Origin of the sequence: Curtobacterium sp. 18060, assembly GCF_902706105.1 — a bacterium.
Taxonomy (GTDB): domain Bacteria; phylum Actinomycetota; class Actinomycetes; order Actinomycetales; family Microbacteriaceae; genus Curtobacterium.
The window spans coordinates 1-17689 of record NZ_CACSJV010000025.1; the positions used below are offsets into that span (position 1 = coordinate 1).

Here is a 17689-nt window from a genome sequence, read left to right on the forward strand (position 1 = left end):
GAGACTCGCGCACAGCGACTCGCCTCGCGCCGTCAGCCCCAAGGACTGTCGCCCACCCCGAGACTCGGCAGTGCGCCCGCCCACCCCCCGGGTGATCGTGATCCTGGTGCTCGTGTTCCGCCGCTCGATCGTGTCGGGGCTCACCTCCGGTGCCGTCAAGGGGTGACGCGTCCATTGATTCCTGAGGGATAGTCCGCCAGGATCGGAGCAGACGTCGACGGCGACGGCCAGGACCAACCACCCCGGCCGTCGCCGCCACCGATCGGCGTCACGGATCAGGAGACACGTCATGGCTGACAGCACTGCGCCCCCGCGCGCCCGGAACCGTGGCCGTCGCGCCGCGGACGACACCGCCCGCCGCTCCCGGCGTCGCAACCGGGTGTTCGCGCTCGCTGCCGGCGGGGTCCTCGTCATCGGCGGCGCGGGCTACACGCTCGCGTCGTGGACGGACACCGAGTGGGTGTTCGGCGGCAACGGCTCGGGTGGGCCGGGCGTCGGCACCTCCGGGTTCGAGGTCGAGCAGAACGTCACGGCGCCGTTCGCCGCGGCGGGCTTCACCTCGGACGAGACGAACCCGGGCCAGGCGCTCCGGTTCACCGTCGACGCGCTCGCCCTGTCGCCGGGCAGCGCGACCTACGCCCCCGTCGCGCTCCGCACCACCGCCGACTCGATCGCCGGCGACCTGGTGCTCCGGGCAGCGGTCCCGGCGTCCGGTGTCACGGTCTCCGACGCCGACGACCTGCTGTGGAACGCCCTGCAGGTCCGGGTCGCCGCGATCACGGACACCACCGCAGTGTGCGACGCCACCGCGTTCGACGTGCCGTGGACGAGCGTCGCGTCCGGGCCGCTCGGCACGGCTGCCGCGACGATCGCGCGGCCCCTCGCCGCGGCCAGCGGGTCGACGCAGGTGTACTGCTTCGAGGTCTCGCTGCCCGCGTCGCCGACCCTGCCCGCCGGCACGTCGGTCGACGCGCTCCAGGGGCGGACGGCCGCGCCCGCGTGGCAGTTCGCCGCCGAGTCCGACTGAGCGCGGCCGTGCGCGGCTCCACCGCGCCGACGTCCTCCGACGAGGGCGCGGCGCCGCCCCGTCGTCCTGCCGACCGCATCCGCACCGTCGTCCTGACGGTCGCCGGCGCGGTCGGGCTCACGTGCCTGCTCGCCTGGGCCGCCGTGGCGTTCACCGGGCTGTCGTTCGTCGTCGTCACCACCGGGTCGATGGCCCCGACGATCCCCGCGGGCGGGCTCGCCATCACGCACCGCGTGCCCGCGGCCGAGATCACCGACGGGGACGTCGTCACGGTCCCACGTGCGGGGTCGGCCCTGCCCGTCACCCACCGGGTGGTCGCGGTGGACCGGGTCCCGGGGGACTCCGCGGCGCGGTCGCTCACCCTGCGGGGCGACGACAACGCCTCCGACGACCGCGACCCGTACGTCGTCCGGCACGCCGGACTCGTGCTCGCGGACGCCCCCGGCCTGGGCTCGGTGCTCGTCGTGGTCACGAGTGCCCCGGCCCGTGGGCTGGCGGTCGCGCTCGTCGGCGTGCTCGTCGCGTGGGCGTTCTGGCCGGCCCGACGGGAGGACTCGTGACCCGCGTCCTCGCCACCTCCGCGGCGGTCGCCGCGGTGCTCGTCGGTGCGACCGGGATCTGCACGACGGCGGTGGCGGTCGCCGCGACGGACTGGAGGCCCGTGGCCGAGACCGGCACGCCGGGCCGGTTGGTGCTGCACACCGGTCCGGAGCCCCTCGTGCTGCCCGGGGCGGGGAACGACGCGGACGTCACGTGGCAGGTGCGGACGAGCGTCGACGAGCCCGGCCCGGTCACCCTCGACCTGCAGCTCACGGGGCGGGGCGGCCTGCCGGGCGGGACCGACGGCGTGCTCGTGACGGTCGCGACGTGCGACCAGCCGTGGGAGGACCCGTCGGGAGCCCCCACGTGCGGCGGACAGACCGCCGCCCTCGTCGACGCCGTCCCCCTCGTCGACTGGGCGACCACCGCGCCGTCGGTCCGTGTGCCCGACCCGGACGGCGACGGCTCGGCGTACCTGCTCGTCCGGTTGTCCCTCGGTGACGCCGCGACCACGGTGCCCCGGACCGCCGAGGTCGGCGTCGGCGTGACCGCCCGCGGCGGGGACCCCGTCGTGCCCGGACGCCCGACGCACGGCGACGGCGACGGCAGCGGCGACGACGTCGGTCCGGTCGTCCTCGCGATGACGGGTGGCGGGTTCGCGGGGCCGGTGCTCGTCGCGGTCGCGGCCGTGCTCGCCGGCGTCGCCCTCCGGCTCCGACGCCCCAGGAGCCGGTCGTGAGCCGGCGTCCGCTGCACCTGCGCCGTGGCCGGATCGCGGTCGTCACCGGCATCGTCGTCGCAGCAGCCCTGGTCACGCCCACCGCCGTCCCGAGCACCGCGTCGTGGTCGGACCGCGAGTGGGCGCACGGGGCCGTGGGGACGTCGTCGTTCGACTGCGGCACCGACGCGGACTACACGTCGACGGCCTCGAGCCGGTTCCTGGGCGGGAGCATCGCCGGCATCGACCTCGACGACGTCGCCACCGTGCGCGGCGTCGACGTCGCGAAGACCGGAGCTGCGCCGGCATCGGTCGAGCCGGCCACGGCGCCCGAGCTCGGCACCGGCGGCCGCCCGTTCACGCAGGCGTTCGGCAACCCGCTCGACGTCGGGCTGCTCGGCGACGTGGCGGGCATCGACCTCACCGGTCTCGGCCTCGGACTGCCGGCCGGTTCGGCGGGCGCGGTGAACCAGGTCGCGACGGCGTCGGGCACCGGTGACGCGGTGGCGGCATCAGGGCTCGTCGCAGACTCCGGTGGCGTGCTCGTCACACCGACGACCCCGTCCGGCGACCTGCCCGACCCGGCGTCGATCACGCTCGGCCGCGCACTGCCGGGCATCGCGGACGTCACCGACGTGGGGCTCGACGTCGGAGCCGTCGGTGCGAGTGCGCAGCTCGCCGGGTGCGAGGCGATCAGCGACGACGTGTGGGGCGGGGTCGTCCAGCGCACGCTCGCGACGAACCTGCGGGCCGCAGTGCAGCAGGTCGCTGCCGACAGCGGGCCCGCCGGGCTCGAGCGCGACTACGGGATCGCGAGCCTCGACCTCCGTGTGGACAGCCCGCTCGTCGGCGCGCTCGTCACGGCGGTGAACGACACCGTGGTCCAGCTCGACGCCGCGGTCGACGCGCTCGGCGGGCAGGACGGGGTGCTCGCACGGACGATCAACCAGGGCGTGCTCGGGGTGCTCGGCGGGCTCACCGGCAGCCTCGGGCTCGGCACCATCGGGGGCACGGTCGAGATCACCGGGCCGGACCTGGCAGGCGCGGTCGCGCCGCTGCTCGCCGAACCCGTGCAGGACGCCGGCGGCACGCTGTCGCTCGACCTGTCGGCCGGATCCGTCCGGGTCGACCTCGCGCACCTGCTCGGCGACGACGAGCACGGGCTCAACGACCTGCCGCCGAACCACGAGGTGGTGCTCGACGCCGTCACCCTCGGTGCGCTGGCCGACCGGCTCGGGCAGGTGGTGGACGCCTGGGCGGGGAAGATCACGACCGCCCTGACGACCGCGCTCGGGTCCCTGCACGTCCGGATCGCGCTCGCCGCCGACCTCAGCGCACCCCTGGTGCTCGGCATCCGCGTGAAGATCGCCACGCTGTCGATCGGCGTCGACACCGGGGTCGCGGCGCTCATGGCGGGGCAGACGAAGCTGTCGGTCGGGGTCGCGCTGCTCGGACTCGACCTGGGCGGCCTGCTCGGCGTCGTGACCGGCCTCGCCACGTCGCTCGTGAACCCGTTGACCCAGGCGGTGGTGGGGACGCTCACGACCCGGTTGTTCGCGCTCGTCGGGACGCTCGGCACAACGCTGACGACGACGATCGGCGGCCCGGTCGTCCGTGCGCTCGGGACGGTCCTCGCGCGGCTGCCCGGGGTGCTCTCGCTCCGGGTGAACGTGCAACAGGACCTCGCGGCCGCCCCGACCCCGGCCGACCGTGCGACGACCGGGCAGTACACGCAGACCGCACTCCGCCTGTCGATCGCGGACGCCCTGGTGCCCGGGGGACTGGCCCGCGTCGACCTGGCCAGCGCCGTGGTGGGGCCGAACTCGGTGTCGCTCGTCGGAACCGCCCGCCCCCGAGATAGGTAGCATCGTTACCTAGCTGCGCATGGTGGACAATCACCGGAGCCGCATGCTGACCGCCCGTACCCTGCCGTCAGGGGCTCGGGGCGCCGAGGTCGACGGCCGCGATGATGCGGTCGACGATCCGGACGAACCGGACCCTGTCCCGTTCCGAGAAGGAGGCCAACAGCTCGTGCAGGTGCTTGTTCGTGCCGTCCATGGCGATCGAGTAGTCACGCCTGGCGGTCTCGGTCAGCTCGATGTGCCGACTCCGCCCGTCGGCCGGGTTCGGCACACGGCTGAGGTGTCCGCTCTGCTCGAGTCGGTCCACCATGCCGGTCACCGCCGGTCCGGTCAGGCCGAGGTGCTTCGCGAGGTCCTTCACGCGGACGGTCCGGTCGGCCGCTTCGGCGCGGGACACGAACTGCAGCACGGTCAGGTCGCTGCCCGAGACGTCGAGCTGGTCGCGCAACCGCGCCCGCAGCGCGGACACTGCTGCTTCGAGTCGGGTCAGCGCCGCCACGAGGTCGAGATCGCTCACGAGCGCGCCCCCTTCGAACCGATCGGGTCCGCGCCACCGTACGCCGTGCTCACCGGGTCAGCGTATCCACATAACGAGTTGCACGGTCAGGTTCGGGTGTCCGGCACGGGGGCGATGCACCGTGACTGACACGTACGATGCCCCACGTGCCGGCGGACGCGCGAGCGAGTCGGTGCGCTTCGAGGTGTCCGGCATCGATCCGGAGTCGGCGGCGCGTGACCTGGCCATGGTGCACGGCGCCGAGCAGTGGTCCGCCCAGCAGGCCGGCAGCGAGTTCCTCTACCGCTACACCGCGGTCGGCGACACCGAGATCAGCATCCGTCGGTCCCAGATGCGCGGCGTCCTGCGCGGTGCGATGCCGATCAGCACCGACTACATCGTCGCGTGGATGACGAGCGGCAGCGCCCACCTCGACGTCGGCGGGCAGCGGGTGGACCTGCACCGGAACGTGCCGACGCTGCTGCCCTGCGACACCGCGTTCGTCTTCGCGGCCGAGGACCACGACCAGCGTCTGGTGCACCTCGACCGGGAGCTCGTGCACCGGGTCGCCGGCGAACAGCTCGACCTGGGCGACCGCCCGCTGCGCTTCGACCACACGCGCGAACCGGACAACGCGATGTACGGCCGGTGGCAGGGTGCCCTCGCCGCGCTGTCCCGCGCGCTCCGTGTCGGCGGTCCGGACTCCGACACCTGGGTCGCGGCGAAGTCGCTCGCGATCGCCGCCTTCCTCGAGACCTTCCCGCCGCAGCTCGACGACCTGCCGGCCGAACTGGCCCTGCCGCGGAACGCCCGGCTGCGCGCCGCCGTCGAGTACGTCCACGCGCACGCGTCCGAGACCGTGACCATCGCCGACCTCGCCGCGGTGGCCGGCCTGAGCGTGCGGTCGGTGCAGGAGTCGTTCCGTCGGGTGTTCGACGTGTCGCCGCTCACCTACCTGCGGGACGTCCGTCTGGACCGCGTGCGCAGCGAACTCCTCGTACTCGACCCGCAGGTCGGAGCGATCGGCGACGTCGCCCGACGCTGGGGGTTCGCGCACCTCGGCCGGTTCTCGGCGTCGTACGCGGCGCGGTTCGGCGAGTACCCGAAGCAGACCCTGCGCCGCTAGCCGGGGTCAGGCCCGCGGCGCGGGGCCGGTGCTGGAACGCACCCGCAGCGTGGTCGACAGACGGACGTGGTCCGACGCGGCTTCACCACGGAGCATCGTCAGCAGCATCTCGACCGCACGGGACCCGAGTTCGGCCAGCGGTTGCGAAACGGTGGTGAGCGGCGGGGTGGTGATCGACGCCTGGGGGACGTCGTCGAACCCGACGACGGACAGGTCCTCCGGCACCCGCAGGCCGAGCTCCGCCGCGGCTCGCAGCACACCGACGGCCGACGAGTCGTTCGCGGCGAACACCGCGGTCGGTCGCTCGTCCATCGTGAGCAGGTCGCGCGCGACAGCCGCGGACTGCTCCTCTTGGTAGTCGCCGTCGCGGACGAGCCGCTCGTCGATCGGGAGTCCGGCGGCGGTCAGTGCGGAGCGGTACCCGGCCTCGCGCAGCTGGGCGGACGCCAGGTCGACGCGGCCCCGCAGGTGCGCGATCCGGGTGTGCCCGAGCGCGAGCAGGTGCTCGACGGCCTGGACCGCCCCGCCCTCGTTGTCGGCGTCGACCGTCGCGTGGCCCTCGGGACCGGTGTGCGGGTCGATCGCGACGACCGGGATCGACGAGCTCGACAGGGCCGTGGTCGGGGTGACGACGATGGCGCCGTCGATGAGGGTGCCGGACAGGCGTGACAGCGACCGGCGTTCCCAGCCCGGACGGTCGGCGCCGGTCATCAGGCCGGCGTAGGCGAGCAGCTCGTAGCCGGTGCCGGTCGTCGCACTCGAGATGCCGCGCAGGAGCTCGGTCGAGAACGGCTCGAACTCGGGCACCAGGATCCCGACGACCCCGGTGCGGGAGCTCCGCAGGCTGCGGGCGACCAAGGACGTCTCGTAGCCGAGGTCGGCGACGACCTGCTGCACGCGGATCATCGTGGCCGCGGCGACGCCGTCGCGCTGGTTGATGACCTTCGACACGGTGGGGATCGAGACCCCCGCGACCCGTGCGACGTCGCCGATCGTCACCCGGCCGGCACCGGGACGCGCGCCGAGTGCCGAGTCCATGTGCTCACCGTACCGCTGATGGAGCGTCGAAACGGCGTAGAAAACGTTATCGATATCGATTGACAAGCGGCAGGAGCACCTGGCACGCTCTCCGCAGCGGCAGTGGATGTCGCTGCATGTCAACGACGACACGAGGAGTTCCACGATGACGAGGAAGATCCGTGCCGCGGCAGCCATCGCGCTGATCGGGGCGACAGCACTGGTGGCCACGGGCTGCTCGGCAGGCGGCAACGCGGCCGACGACGGCAACGGGAAGGTCACGATGACCTTCTGGCACAATTCCACCACCGGACCGGGCAAGGCCTACTGGGCCTCGACGGTCAAGGCGTTCGAGGCGAAGTACCCGAACGTCACCATCAAGACCCAGGCGATCCAGAACGAGGACCTGGACGGCAAGCTGCAGACCGCGCTCAACTCGGGCGACGGGCCGGACGTCTTCCTGCAGCGCGGCGGCGGCAAGATGGACGCGATGATCGCCGCCGGGCAGCTCATGGACATCTCCGGCTCCATCAGCGCCGACGCGAAGAAGTCCATCAGCGCCGGCACCTTCGCCGGCTACGAGAAGGACGGCAAGACCTACGCCATGCCCGGTGCCGTGCTCCCGGAGGGCATCTGGTACTCGAAGGACCTGTTCCAGAAGGCCGGCATCGACGGCACCCCGACCACGATGGACGAGCTGAACGACGACATCGCGAAGCTCAAGGCCGCCGACATCGACCCCGTCGCCGTCGGTGCGAAGGACGCCTGGCCCGCCGCCCACTGGTACTACAACTTCGCGCTGCGCGAGTGCAGCCAGAAGACGCTCGAGGGCGCGGCGAAGTCGCTGAAGTTCGACAACGCCTGCTGGACGAAGGCCGGCGAGCAGCTCGAGGACTTCACCGCGACGAAGCCGTTCAACGACGGCTTCCTGACGACCGCTGCCCAGCAGGGTGCCGGCAGCTCCGCCGGTCTGCTGGCCAACCACAAGGCCGCCATGGAGCTCATGGGAGCGTGGGACCCGGGCGTGATCAGCTCGCTCACCCCGGACGGCAAGCCGCTGGCCGACCTCGGCTGGTTCCCGTTCCCGACCATCGACGGTGGCAAGGGTGACCCGAAGTCGATGATGGGCGGCGTCGACGGCAACTCCTGCTCGGCGAAGGCCCCGAAGAAGGCCTGCACGGACTTCCTCAACTTCATCGTGCAGAAGGACAACCAGGAGGCCTACTACACGGCGTTCCAGGCCATCCCGGTCAACCAGGAGGCCCAGTCGGTCGTCGACGCGGACTACCTGAAGTCGGCGCTCGCCGCCTACCAGGACGCGCCGTTCGTCTCGCAGTACCTGGACACCCTGTACGGCCAGAACGTCGGCAACGCGCTGAACACCAGCGTCGTCGACCTGCTCGCCGGCAAGGGCAGCGCGAAGGACATCGTGGACACCACCAACCAGGCTGCGGCCAAGGGCTGACGATGACCCTCGACACCTCGCTCGGCACGACCCCGGCCACCGGGTCGGACACGGCCGCGGGGACGTCCCCGGCGGGGAGCGGTACGCCGCTCCCCGCCGGACGGCGGTCCAGGCGCCGCATCGCGGACTGGCGGAAGCGCGTCGAGATCGCGGTGCTCGCCGGCCCCGCGGTCATCGTCTTCGTCACCTTCGTGATCCTGCCCGTGGTGCTCGCCGCCTACTACGGGTTCTTCAAGTGGCAGGGCTACGGCCCGCCCACCGACTTCGTGGGGCTGCAGAACTACCTGATCATCTTCCAGGACAAGGCGTTCCACGCGGTCCTGATGCACAACGGCTTCATCGTCGTGCTGTCCCTCGTGCTGCAGGGGCCGATCGCCATCGTGCTCGCGCTCCTGCTCAACCAGAAGATGCACGGCCGCGGGCTCGTCCGCGTGCTCGTGTTCGTGCCGTACGTCATCTCCGAGGTGATCGTCGGCACCGGCTGGAGCCTGATGCTCCAGTCGAACGGCGCGGTGAACGACCTGCTCCAGGGCATGGGGCTCGGCGGGCTGCGGGCCGACTGGCTGTCCAACCCGGACATCGCCATCTGGACCCTGCTCGTGATCATCTCGTGGAAGTACATCGGCTTCGCGGTGATCCTGTTCCTGGCCGGCCTGCAGAGCATCCCCGAGGAGCTGTTCGAGGCCGCGGCCATCGACGGCGCCGGTTACTGGCAGATCCAGCGGCGGATCACCCTGCCGCTGCTCGGCCCCACCATCCGGATCTGGGCGTTCCTGTCGATCATCGGCTCACTGCAGCTGTTCGACCTCGTCTACATCATCTGGGGGCAGTACATCTCGTCGACCGCCGGCACCTCGACGATGGCGACGTACATGGTCGCCAACGGTCGGACGTCCGGCAACTTCGGTTTCGGCAGCGCCGTCGCTGTGGTCATGTTCGTGATCTCGCTCGCCGTCGCTCTGATCTACCAGCGCTTCGTGCTCCGCCGCGACACCGCGGGTGCACTCACCGAGAGGAAGAACTGATGGCCACCACGAGCATCGTCGCCCCCGGGCGGCGGGCCACGCGGGAGCGGCGGTCCAGCGCGGCCATCGGTCGCGCGAACCCGCTCACCTACCTGGTGGCGATCCTGTTCGTCGCCGCGAACCTCGCCCCGGTGCTGTACATCGTGCTGGGCGGCTTCCGGACGAACTCGCAGATCACCACGAGCCCGGCCGGGCTGCCAGCGCCGTTCGAACTCGGCAACTACGGATCCGTGCTGTCCAGCGGCATCTTCTGGCAGCAGCTCGCGAACTCGACGATCAGCGCCGTGACCACCACCGCGGGCGTCGTCGTGCTCGGACTGATGGTGAGCTTCGTGCTCGCCCGCTACCGGTTCGCCGGCCGCGGTGCGCTGTACGCCCTGTTCGCCGCCGGTCTGATGTTCCCGATCACCGTCGCCATCACGCCGCTGTACCTGCTCGTGAAGGACCTCGGGCTGACGAACAGCCTGGCCGGCGTGATCCTGCCGCAGATCGCCTTCGCCCTGCCGACCACGGTCATCATCCTGGTGCCGTTCCTGCGGGCGATCCCGGACGAGCTCGAAGAGGCAGCGTCGATCGACGGCGCCAGCCGCCTCGGGTTCTTCTTCCGCATGGTCGTGCCGCTGTCGCTGCCGGGCGTCGTCACGGTCGGCATCCTGGCGTTCATCGCGAGCTGGAACAGCTACATCCTGCCGCTGTTCATCCTGAACAACGAGGGCAGCTACACACTGCCGCTCGGCGTGCAGGCGTTCTCGTCGCAGTACTCGGTCGACACGGCCAAGGTGCTGGCGTTCACGTCGATGTCGATGATCCCGGCACTGGTGTTCTTCACCATCTTCCAGCGCCGCATCGTCGGCGGCCTGACCGGGGCGGTGAAGGGGTGACGACGACGGACGCGACCCGGGACACCGGACGCCAGCCGCGCCTCCAGGACGACCACGACGCACCCGACGCGACCGGACCCGACCGCGCCACCGCCCTGCTCGCCGCCATGACGCTCGACGAGAAGGCCGCGCAGCTCGTCGGCTACTGGCTCGACCAGACCGGCGTCGTCGCGCCCATGCAGGGTGAGATGGCGGCCGCCGACGGCCGCACCCTGGCGGACATCACCCGCGACGGCATCGGCCAGTTCACCCGCGTCTACGGCACGCGACCGGTCGAACCCGACGACCGCGCGGCCTGGCTGTGGGCGGAACAGCGGCGACTCAAGCGCGAGACCCGGCTCGGGATCCCCGCGCTCGTGCACGAGGAGTGCCTGACCGGGCTCGCCGCGTGGAAGGCCGCGACGTTCCCCACCCCGCTGGCGTGGGGTGCGGCCTTCGACCCCGACCTGGTCGAGCAGGTCGGCGCCGCCATCGGCGCGTCGATGCGGCAGCTCGGCGTGCACCAGGGGCTCGCCCCGGTGCTCGACGTGGTGCGCGACCCGCGGTGGGGGCGGGTCGACGAGTGCATCGGCGAGGACCCGTACCTGGTCGGCACCGTGGGGACCGCCTACGTGCGCGGTCTGCAGTCGGCCGGCGTCGACGCGACCCTCAAGCACTTCCTCGGGTACTCGGCCTCGCAGGCGGGGCGGAACCACGCGCCCGTGCACGCCGGACCGCGCGAGGTCGCCGACGTGTACCTGCCGCCGTTCGTGATGGCGCTGCGCGACGGGGGCGCACGGAGCGTCATGAACTCGTACGCCGAGATCGACGGCGTGCCCGTCGCGGCGAACGGCGAACTGCTGACCGGCCTGTTGCGTGACGAGCTCGGCTTCGACGGCACCGTCGTGGCGGACTACTTCTCGGTCGCGTTCCTCGAGGTCATGCACGGCATCGCCGCCGATCGTGGTGAAGCAGCGGCGCTCGCGCTCGAGGCGGGCATCGACGTCGAGCTGCCCACCGGGGACGCGTACCTCGCGCCGCTCGTCGAGCGGGTGCGGGCCGGTCTGCTCGACGAGGCCCTGGTCGACCGCGCCGTCCTTCGGGTGCTGCGGCAGAAGGAGCGACTGGGGCTGCTCGACCCGCAGGCGTTCGAGGACGAACCGCCGACCGGGATCGACCTGGACACCCCGCTGCACCGCTCGTTGGCGAAGCAGTTGGCGTCGCGGTCGCTGGTGCTGCTGTCGAACGACGATGTGGTCGCTGGCGCTGGCGCTGGCGCTGGCGCTGGCGCTGGCGCTGGCGCTGGCGCTGGGGCGCCGGCCGCCGCGCCCGTCCTGCCGTTGCGGCCCGGGGCGTCCGTCGCCGTCATCGGCCCCAACGCCGACCGCGCCGAGGCTCTGCAGGGCTGCTACTCGTTCGCCAACCACGTGCTCGCGTCGCACCCCGACCTGCCGCTCGGCTTCGCCATCCCGACCGTGCGCGAGGCGCTGGTCGACGCCCTCGGCGACGACGCCGTGCGCTTCGCCGCGGGCTGCGCCGTCACCGGGTCCGACCGTGCCGGGTTCGCGGACGCCGTCGCCGTGGCCGCTGCCTCCGACGTCGCGGTCGTCGTCGTCGGCGACCAGGCCGGCCTGTTCGGCCGCGGCACCGTCGGCGAGGGGAACGACACCGAGTCGCTCGACCTGCCGGGCGTGCAACGCTCGCTCGTCGAGGCGGTCGTCGCCACCGGCACGCCGACCGTGATGGTGCTGCTCACAGGGCGGCCGTACGCCATCGGGTGGGCGCTCGACGGCGGCGGCGACGGCGTCGTCGCCGCCGGCCCGGCCGGCGCGGGACGTCCGGCCGCCGTCGTGCAGGCCTTCTTCCCCGGCGAGGAGGGCGGCACCGCCATCGCCGACCTGCTCACCGGCGCCGCATCGCCGTCCGGTCGCCTGCCCGTCTCGCTGCCCCGTGCCGCCGGCGCCCAGCCGTACACGTACCTGCACCCGCGGCTCGGGGGGCCCTCGGACGTCACCGCCGCCGACTCGACGCCGGTCCGCCCGTTCGGCTTCGGCCTCGGCTACACGACGTTCACGTACGACGACCTGGTCGTCGACGCATCCGTCCGCTCCGACGCCGTGTTCGAGGCATCCGTGACCGTCCGCAACACGGGCGCACACGCGGGCGAGGACGTCGTCCAGCTCTACGGCCACGACGTGCACGGCAGCGTCACCCGACCCGAGGTCCAGCTGCTCGGCTACGCGCGCGTCGCGCTCGCCGCGGGGGAGTCCACCCGGGTCCGCTTCCGCGTCCCCGTCCAGCGGTTCGCGTTCACCGACCGTCGCATGCGCCGGGTCGTCGAACCCGGTGCCGTGCAGGTCTGGGTCGCGTCCCACGCGGCGGCGTCACGACCGGGATGCCCGGTGCCGGCAGGCGGGATCGTCGCGTCCGGCGACGGGCCGGTCCGACACCCCGTCCCCGGCTCCGCGACGGAGCGCGCCACGGTCGACGTGACGGGACCGGTGCACGAGGTGACGCTGGACGACCCGCGGGTCGTCGAGTGGACGGTGGCCTGAACCGGGGCTGCGCCGACGGGGCGGGCCGTGCGGACGGATCAGGACGCACGGCCCGCCCCGGCAGCGCTACCGCGAACCCTGCTGCAGGGTCTCGGGCTGTGGCGGCAGGGGGCGATCGCTGTCGGCGACCCGGGTCAGCCGTGCTGCCAGTGGTCGGAAGAGCGCCGACAGCAGCACCTTGTCCGCCACACCCCGGGCGGCGAGCCCGAGCCGGGTCTGCGGGTACGCGAAGTGCACGATGCCCTTCGGGATGCCCTGGATCTTGTCGACCAGGGGGCGCATCCACGTGTCGAAGGCGTCGAGCGCGCGGTCGAGGTCCTCGTCCGCCGTGACCGATGCCGCCAGCACGTACCCGCTCGTCAGGGCGAGCGAAGCGCCACCGCCACCCATCGGTGTCACGCACCAGGCCGCATCGCCGATCACGCACACGCGGCCGCGGTGCCAGCGCGGCATCCGGATCTGGGTCAGCTCGTCCAGGTAGACGTCGTCCGAGCCGTCGAACCCGTCGAGCACGCGCTCGGTCTGCCAGCCGGCGTCGGCGTAGCGGGTCCGCAGTGTCGCCAGGGCCTCCGACCGCGAGCGGCCGACCAGGTCGTCGCCGCCGGCGTAGGCCAGGATCGCCCGCGTCGTGCCGTACGGGTCCGGGCGCAGGTGGACCTGACGCCCGCCGACAGCGTTGTACCAGCGCCAGCGGTCGTCGTCGGACGGCGTGCGCGGGATCGTCCCGAAGACCATGGTCACCCCGAGGTCCCGCTCGTCGACCTCGCCCTCCGCGGCGAAGAGCCGGTCGCGGGTCCGGGAGCGGACGCCCTCGGCGATGACCACGAGGTCGGCGTCGAGCACCCGTCCGGCGTCGGTGGTCACGGTCGCCCGGCGTCCGCCGGCCTGGTCGTCGACGTCCTGGATCGTCTCGCCGTAGACGATGCTGACGCCGTCGGGCAGGTCGTCGAGGATCACCCGGGCGAAGTCGCCGCGCAGGACCTCGAGCTCTGCGGTGGCACCGTCCGGGCCGTCGGAGGGCAGCTCGGACCGGACCTTGCCGTCACGATCGACGATCACCGTCCCGGTCTCGGTCGTGTTGCGTGCGCGGACGGCGTCGACCAGGCCCATGCGCTCGAGCACCTCGCGAGCGACCCCGCGGACGTCGACGTTCTGCCCGCCGTCGCGGAAGGACGGCGCACGTTCGATCACCGTCACCTGCCACCCGACGTGGCGCAACCACCAGGCGGCGGACAGGCCTGCGATGCTGGCTCCGGAGATCACCGCGTGCTGTGAGGTCATGCTTTACAGTAAAGCAACTGCACAGTAAAGGAACCTGGATGCCCGACATCGACCCCCTCACCACGGTGTGGTCCGACGACGAGGTGGCCGTCATGCACGCGCTGCGCGACTGGGCCGTCACCTTCGACGAACTCCAGCGCCACCTGTCGTCGTGGATCGGTTTGCCCGGTTCCGACGCGAACGCCCTCGGGCAGATCGTGTGGGCGGACCAGGCCGGCGAGCCACTCTCCCCGGCGCAGTTGGCCCGGCGGATCGGCATGACGTCGGGCGCCACGTCGGTACTGCTCGACCGCCTCGAAGGGGCCGGGCACGTCACCCGGCACCGCGAGAGCGCCGACCGACGGCGGGTCACCCTGCGGCCGACCGAGTCCGCGCGCGCCGAGAGCGGGCGGTTCCTCGCGTTCTCCGGTGCCGAGATCGCCGCCACGGTGCGGGACACCGATCCTGAGGAGACGCGGGTCGTCCTGGCGTTCCTGCGACGCATGACCGACGCCGCCGCGTCGGCGAACGGTCGCCTGCAGGCACGCTGAGGGAACCGACGGGCGGCGTCGCCGCGCTCAGTGCTCCTTGACGAGCGCCTCGACGTTGTTGCCGTCGGGGTCGCTCACGAACGCCGTGTACGCGCGGTACTCGGGCCAGTACCGAGGCTCGTGGCGCGAGACCCCGCCGGCTGCGACGGCCGCTCGGTGGAACGCGTCGACCTCGGTGCGGCTCGCCGCCTCGAACGCCAGGTGCAGCCCACGGGTCACCGTCGTCGTCGTGGGTGCGGTCTCGAGCGAGACGCTCGGGGTGTCCCGGCCGGTGGTCCAGTACTCCGCGATGGACTCGGTGCGGTAGCCCGCCTCGACTCCCAGCGGCGCGAGTGCCGCCGTGTAGAAGGCCTCGCTCGCGGCGAAGTCGCTGGCGAAGACCCCGAGGTGGTGGATGAGGCGACGGCTCGGCACGGCTCGAACCTAGCCGCCCGGTCGAGCCGTTCGCACGTGCCAGACTGGCCACGTGACGACGGGGACCGACGACCTGCCGGAGCGGCGCCCCACCGGCGGCCGCCTGCCGACGATGCGCGACGTCGCCGAGCACGTCGGGATGTCCCGGCAGCTCGTCTCGCTCGTGCTCCGCGGTGCGCCCGGACCCAGCGCGGAGTCCCGCGACCGGATCCTCGCGGCGGCGGCCGAGCTCGGCTACCGCCCGCACACCTCGGCCCGGCTGCTCCGCGAGGGCCGCACGCGGCTCATCGGCGCGGTCTTCAGCATGCGCAACCCGTTCCAGGTCCGGTTCGTCGAACGGCTCTTCGCCCGTGCCGCCGAGCAGGGCTTCGGCGTCGCCCTCGGTCCCGCCGGTGCCGAGCGCTCCACGGACCAGGTGGTGGCCGACCTGCTCGGCGAACGGGTCGAGGCCCTCGTCGTGTTCAACCCCGACCCCGGCGCGACCGCGCTCGAGGAGGCGAGCCGCCTCGTCCCGGTCGTGCTCCTCGGCGAGTGGACGGACGCCCCGTACGCCGACAACGTGCACGTGGACGAGGTCGGTGGGCTCCGCGCGGCGGTCGACCACCTGGTCGACCTGGGCCACCAACGCATCGCGTACGTCGGTGGCGAGGACGGACTCGTCGGCCTCGATCGCGTGACCGCCTACCGCGACGCGATGCAGGGCGCCGGACTCGCAGCCGAGACCGACGTCGTCCCCAGCGGCTTCAGCGAAGAGGATGGCGCCGCGGCTGCTCGCATGCTCGTCGCCCGCGACGACCTGCCCACCGCCGTGGTCTGTTGCGGTGACCAGTGCGCCACCGGCCTGCTCGCCGTCTTCGCGCAGCACGGGGTCGACGTGCCGGGGCGGGTGTCGGTGGTCGGCTTCGACGACAGTTACCTCGCGTCGCTCAGCTACCACCGCCTGACGTCGGTGCACCAGGACGTCGAGGCGACGGTCGATGCGGCGCTCGCTGCGGTCCTCGACCGCACCTCGGGAAACGGTGGGGAGCGACGTCGGGTCGCGACACCGACCGGCCTCGTGGTGCGCGAGTCGACGGGGTCCGTCGCGCGCTGACGCGGAACGACATCGTGGTCGTCGCACGACGTCGACCATGTCGTTCCTCATCGATCACAGGTCGATTTGGCTCGTGCTAACCTCGCCACCATGATCCCGAGCGCCCTGCCTGAGCCCGACGTCTTCACCGCCGACTCCGGCGAGCCCGCCCTGCGTTGGGGCATCGTCGGTCCCGGCTGGATCGCCGGTGAGTTCGCCGACGCCCTCGGTGCCCACACCGCCCAACGCGTCGTCGCGGTTGCCTCACGTTCGCTCGACCGGGCCGAACGGTTCGCCGCGGAGCGGGGGATCGAGACGGCGCTCGGCAGCGTCGACGCACTGCTGGCGCGATCCGATGTCGACGTCGTGTACATCGCGACGCCGCAGAGCGACCACGCGCCGACCGCCCTCGCCGCGATCGCCGCCGGCAAGCACGTCCTGGTCGAGAAGCCCTTCACGGTGACCGCTGCCGAAGCACGTGCGGTCGCCGATGCCGCCCGCGCAGCCGGCGTGTTCGCCATGGAGGCGATGTGGAGCCGGTACCTGCCGCAGGCCTCGGTGCTCCGGACCCTGCTGGCGGACGGTGCGCTCGGCGAGGTGCGCAGCGTGCTCGCCGACCACGGCCAGGCGATCCCGTTCGGCCCGGACCACCGGCTGTTCCGTCCGGAGCTCGGCGGGGGAGCGCTGCTCGACCTCGGCATCTACGCGGTGCAGTTCGCGTCGATGGTGCTCGGGACCCCGGGCCGCGTCACGGCACGGGGTCGGATGACCGAGTCCGGCGTCGACGCCTCCGGCTCGCTGGTCCTCGAACACGGTGCCGCCCAGGCAGTCCTGCACACCACCATCGCCGCCCGCACGCCCACCACCGCGTCGATCGCCGGCACCGAGGGCACGATCGACTTCGCCGGACCGTTCTACAACCCGACGACCTTCACGATCTCGGCAGCAGCACACGGTTCGCCCGCCCTGCACTGGCAGGACCCGACACCACTGCGGGGCTTCGCTGCCCTGGCCTGGGAAGCCACCGCCCTGGCACGCTTCGTCGGCGAGGGGCGGACGGAGTCCTCGCTGCACACCCTCGACGAGACGATCTCGATCCTCGAGACCATCGACACCGCCCGTGCGCAGATCGCCGCGGGCTGAGCAGGAGACGACGATGTCCGACCTCATCACCACCCTCGAACAGCAGGAGCGCGACCTCGTGCTCGACGCCTTCACCCACGACGACGCCTGGGAGCTGGGCTCCCTGATCCGCGGCATCGCCCACGAGGCCGGCCACGCCGTCGGCATCGACATCCGGCGTCCCGGCCTCGGGCTGTTCCGCGCGGCGACCCCGGGCATCACCCCGGACCAGCACGTCTGGATCGACCGCAAGGCCGCGGTCGTGCTCCGGATGGAGCAGTCGAGTGCCCTCGTCGACGCCCGGCTGTCCGCAGCCGGGGTCGATCCCGCTGCGATCGGGTGGCTCGGCGCCGAGTACGCCGTGACGGGAGGGTCGTTCCCGATCCGGGTCCGCGGTGCCGGTGTGGTCGCGGCCGCGACGGCCTCCGGCCTGTCCTCGATGGAGGACCACGACCTGGTCGTCGCTGGCCTGCGTGCGTTCCTCGCCTCGCGTTCCTGACGCGACCGGGTGCGGACGGGAGGCCCGGTGCCAGCTGGCACCGTGCCTCCTGTCCGTCCCGCGGTCGCGTTCGCGGGCGT

At 72.6% G+C, this 17689-nt stretch carries 17 protein-coding genes; 13 read left to right on the top strand and 4 right to left on the bottom strand.

Annotation, left to right across the window (positions count from 1 at the left end):
* Nucleotides 1–289 precede the first annotated feature (289 nt).
* Genes GVL05_RS12340 through GVL05_RS12355 form a run of 4 tightly spaced genes read left to right on the top strand, consistent with a single transcriptional unit; the run spans nucleotide 290 to nucleotide 4150 of the window.
* Nucleotides 290–1027 carry an acyl-CoA dehydrogenase gene (locus GVL05_RS12340; protein ID WP_235035962.1) on the top strand — a complete coding sequence of 246 codons (738 nt, stop codon included), beginning with the start codon at nucleotides 290–292 and terminating at the stop codon, nucleotides 1025–1027.
* A gap of 8 nt (nucleotides 1028–1035) precedes the next feature.
* Complete coding sequence (locus GVL05_RS12345; protein ID WP_159573308.1) at nucleotides 1036–1587, top strand: signal peptidase I; 552 nt, start codon at nucleotides 1036–1038, stop codon at nucleotides 1585–1587.
* A complete protein-coding gene (locus GVL05_RS12350; RefSeq protein WP_131845229.1) occupies nucleotides 1584–2306 on the top strand; it encodes a hypothetical protein in 723 nt (240 codons plus the stop codon). The genes GVL05_RS12345 and GVL05_RS12350 overlap by 4 nt, the downstream gene beginning before the upstream one ends.
* Nucleotides 2303–4150, top strand: a complete 1848-nt coding sequence (locus tag GVL05_RS12355) for a choice-of-anchor G family protein (protein ID WP_159573309.1) — start codon at nucleotides 2303–2305, stop codon at nucleotides 4148–4150. Before GVL05_RS12350 ends, GVL05_RS12355 begins: the two co-directional genes overlap by 4 nt.
* A gap of 67 nt (nucleotides 4151–4217) precedes the next feature.
* On the opposite strand, the gene GVL05_RS12360 is transcribed toward GVL05_RS12355, so the two are convergent.
* Nucleotides 4218–4664, bottom strand: a complete 447-nt coding sequence (locus tag GVL05_RS12360; RefSeq protein ID WP_123294672.1) for a MarR family winged helix-turn-helix transcriptional regulator — start codon at nucleotides 4662–4664, stop codon at nucleotides 4218–4220.
* Between the two features lie 121 nt (nucleotides 4665–4785).
* On the opposite strand from GVL05_RS12360, the gene GVL05_RS12365 reads away from it, so the two are divergent.
* Nucleotides 4786–5769, top strand: a complete 984-nt coding sequence (locus GVL05_RS12365) for an AraC family transcriptional regulator (RefSeq protein ID WP_159573310.1) — start codon at nucleotides 4786–4788, stop codon at nucleotides 5767–5769.
* A 6-nt stretch (nucleotides 5770–5775) separates the two neighbouring features.
* Here the strand turns inward: GVL05_RS12365 and GVL05_RS12370 are convergent, their stop codons facing one another.
* On the bottom strand, nucleotides 5776–6807 hold the full coding sequence (locus GVL05_RS12370; protein WP_123294674.1) for a LacI family DNA-binding transcriptional regulator: 1032 nt from the start codon (nucleotides 6805–6807) through the stop codon (nucleotides 5776–5778).
* 145 nt (nucleotides 6808–6952) lie between these two features.
* On the opposite strand from GVL05_RS12370, the gene GVL05_RS12375 reads away from it, so the two are divergent.
* The 4 genes from GVL05_RS12375 to GVL05_RS12390 all read left to right on the top strand — a co-directional run bounded on the left by GVL05_RS12375 (nucleotide 6953) and on the right by GVL05_RS12390 (nucleotide 12691).
* Nucleotides 6953–8251 (top strand): ABC transporter substrate-binding protein, encoded by a 1299-nt coding sequence (locus tag GVL05_RS12375; protein ID WP_159573311.1) that lies wholly within the window; start codon nucleotides 6953–6955, stop codon nucleotides 8249–8251.
* 2 nt (nucleotides 8252–8253) lie between these two features.
* Nucleotides 8254–9276 (top strand): carbohydrate ABC transporter permease, encoded by a 1023-nt coding sequence (locus GVL05_RS12380; RefSeq protein WP_159573312.1) that lies wholly within the window; start codon nucleotides 8254–8256, stop codon nucleotides 9274–9276.
* Complete coding sequence (locus tag GVL05_RS12385; RefSeq protein WP_123313217.1) at nucleotides 9276–10157, top strand: carbohydrate ABC transporter permease; 882 nt, start codon at nucleotides 9276–9278, stop codon at nucleotides 10155–10157. The genes GVL05_RS12380 and GVL05_RS12385 overlap by 1 nt, the downstream gene beginning before the upstream one ends.
* Nucleotides 10158–10264: 107 nt before the next feature.
* Complete coding sequence (locus tag GVL05_RS12390; protein ID WP_159573334.1) at nucleotides 10265–12691, top strand: glycoside hydrolase family 3 N-terminal domain-containing protein; 2427 nt, start codon at nucleotides 10265–10267, stop codon at nucleotides 12689–12691.
* 66 nt (nucleotides 12692–12757) lie between these two features.
* Here GVL05_RS12390 and GVL05_RS12395 read toward each other — a convergent pair whose 3' ends face one another.
* A complete protein-coding gene (locus tag GVL05_RS12395) occupies nucleotides 12758–13972 on the bottom strand; it encodes an FAD-dependent monooxygenase (RefSeq protein ID WP_159573313.1) in 1215 nt (404 codons plus the stop codon).
* A gap of 38 nt (nucleotides 13973–14010) precedes the next feature.
* On the opposite strand from GVL05_RS12395, the gene GVL05_RS12400 reads away from it, so the two are divergent.
* Nucleotides 14011–14502: a MarR family winged helix-turn-helix transcriptional regulator gene (locus tag GVL05_RS12400; protein ID WP_123340594.1), complete on the top strand. Its 492-nt coding sequence runs from the start codon at nucleotides 14011–14013 to the stop codon at nucleotides 14500–14502.
* A gap of 27 nt (nucleotides 14503–14529) precedes the next feature.
* Here the strand turns inward: GVL05_RS12400 and GVL05_RS12405 are convergent, their stop codons facing one another.
* A complete protein-coding gene (locus tag GVL05_RS12405) occupies nucleotides 14530–14916 on the bottom strand; it encodes a VOC family protein (protein WP_159573314.1) in 387 nt (128 codons plus the stop codon).
* 52 nt (nucleotides 14917–14968) lie between these two features.
* Here GVL05_RS12405 and GVL05_RS12410 point away from each other — a divergent pair, with 52 nt between their 5' ends.
* From GVL05_RS12410 to GVL05_RS12420, 3 genes are all read left to right on the top strand, one after another.
* A complete protein-coding gene (locus GVL05_RS12410) occupies nucleotides 14969–16009 on the top strand; it encodes a LacI family DNA-binding transcriptional regulator (RefSeq protein WP_200849222.1) in 1041 nt (346 codons plus the stop codon).
* A 90-nt stretch (nucleotides 16010–16099) separates the two neighbouring features.
* The gene (locus tag GVL05_RS12415; protein ID WP_159573315.1) at nucleotides 16100–17131 is read left to right on the top strand and encodes a Gfo/Idh/MocA family protein; all 1032 of its coding nucleotides are present in this window, start codon (nucleotides 16100–16102) and stop codon (nucleotides 17129–17131) included.
* A gap of 13 nt (nucleotides 17132–17144) precedes the next feature.
* The gene (locus GVL05_RS12420; protein WP_131922270.1) at nucleotides 17145–17609 is read left to right on the top strand and encodes a heme-degrading domain-containing protein; all 465 of its coding nucleotides are present in this window, start codon (nucleotides 17145–17147) and stop codon (nucleotides 17607–17609) included.
* Nucleotides 17610–17689: the final 80 nt, after the last annotated feature.

What these genes read in the sequence shown, in the direction of transcription:
- GVL05_RS12340 (WP_235035962.1), top strand. Translation starts at nt 290, where the DNA reads ATGGCTGACAGCACTGCGCCCCCGCGCGCCCGGAACCGTGGCCGTCGC.
- GVL05_RS12370 (WP_123294674.1), bottom strand. Translation starts at nt 6,807, where the DNA reads ATGGACTCGGCACTCGGCGCGCGTCCCGGTGCCGGCCGGGTGACGATC.
- GVL05_RS12375 (WP_159573311.1), top strand. Translation starts at nt 6,953, where the DNA reads ATGACGAGGAAGATCCGTGCCGCGGCAGCCATCGCGCTGATCGGGGCG.
- GVL05_RS12380 (WP_159573312.1), top strand. Translation starts at nt 8,254, where the DNA reads ATGACCCTCGACACCTCGCTCGGCACGACCCCGGCCACCGGGTCGGAC.
- GVL05_RS12385 (WP_123313217.1), top strand. Translation starts at nt 9,276, where the DNA reads ATGGCCACCACGAGCATCGTCGCCCCCGGGCGGCGGGCCACGCGGGAG.
- GVL05_RS12390 (WP_159573334.1), top strand. Translation starts at nt 10,265, where the DNA reads ATGACGCTCGACGAGAAGGCCGCGCAGCTCGTCGGCTACTGGCTCGAC.
- GVL05_RS12395 (WP_159573313.1), bottom strand. Translation starts at nt 13,972, where the DNA reads ATGACCTCACAGCACGCGGTGATCTCCGGAGCCAGCATCGCAGGCCTG.
- GVL05_RS12400 (WP_123340594.1), top strand. Translation starts at nt 14,011, where the DNA reads ATGCCCGACATCGACCCCCTCACCACGGTGTGGTCCGACGACGAGGTG.
- GVL05_RS12415 (WP_159573315.1), top strand. Translation starts at nt 16,100, where the DNA reads ATGATCCCGAGCGCCCTGCCTGAGCCCGACGTCTTCACCGCCGACTCC.
- GVL05_RS12420 (WP_131922270.1), top strand. Translation starts at nt 17,145, where the DNA reads ATGTCCGACCTCATCACCACCCTCGAACAGCAGGAGCGCGACCTCGTG.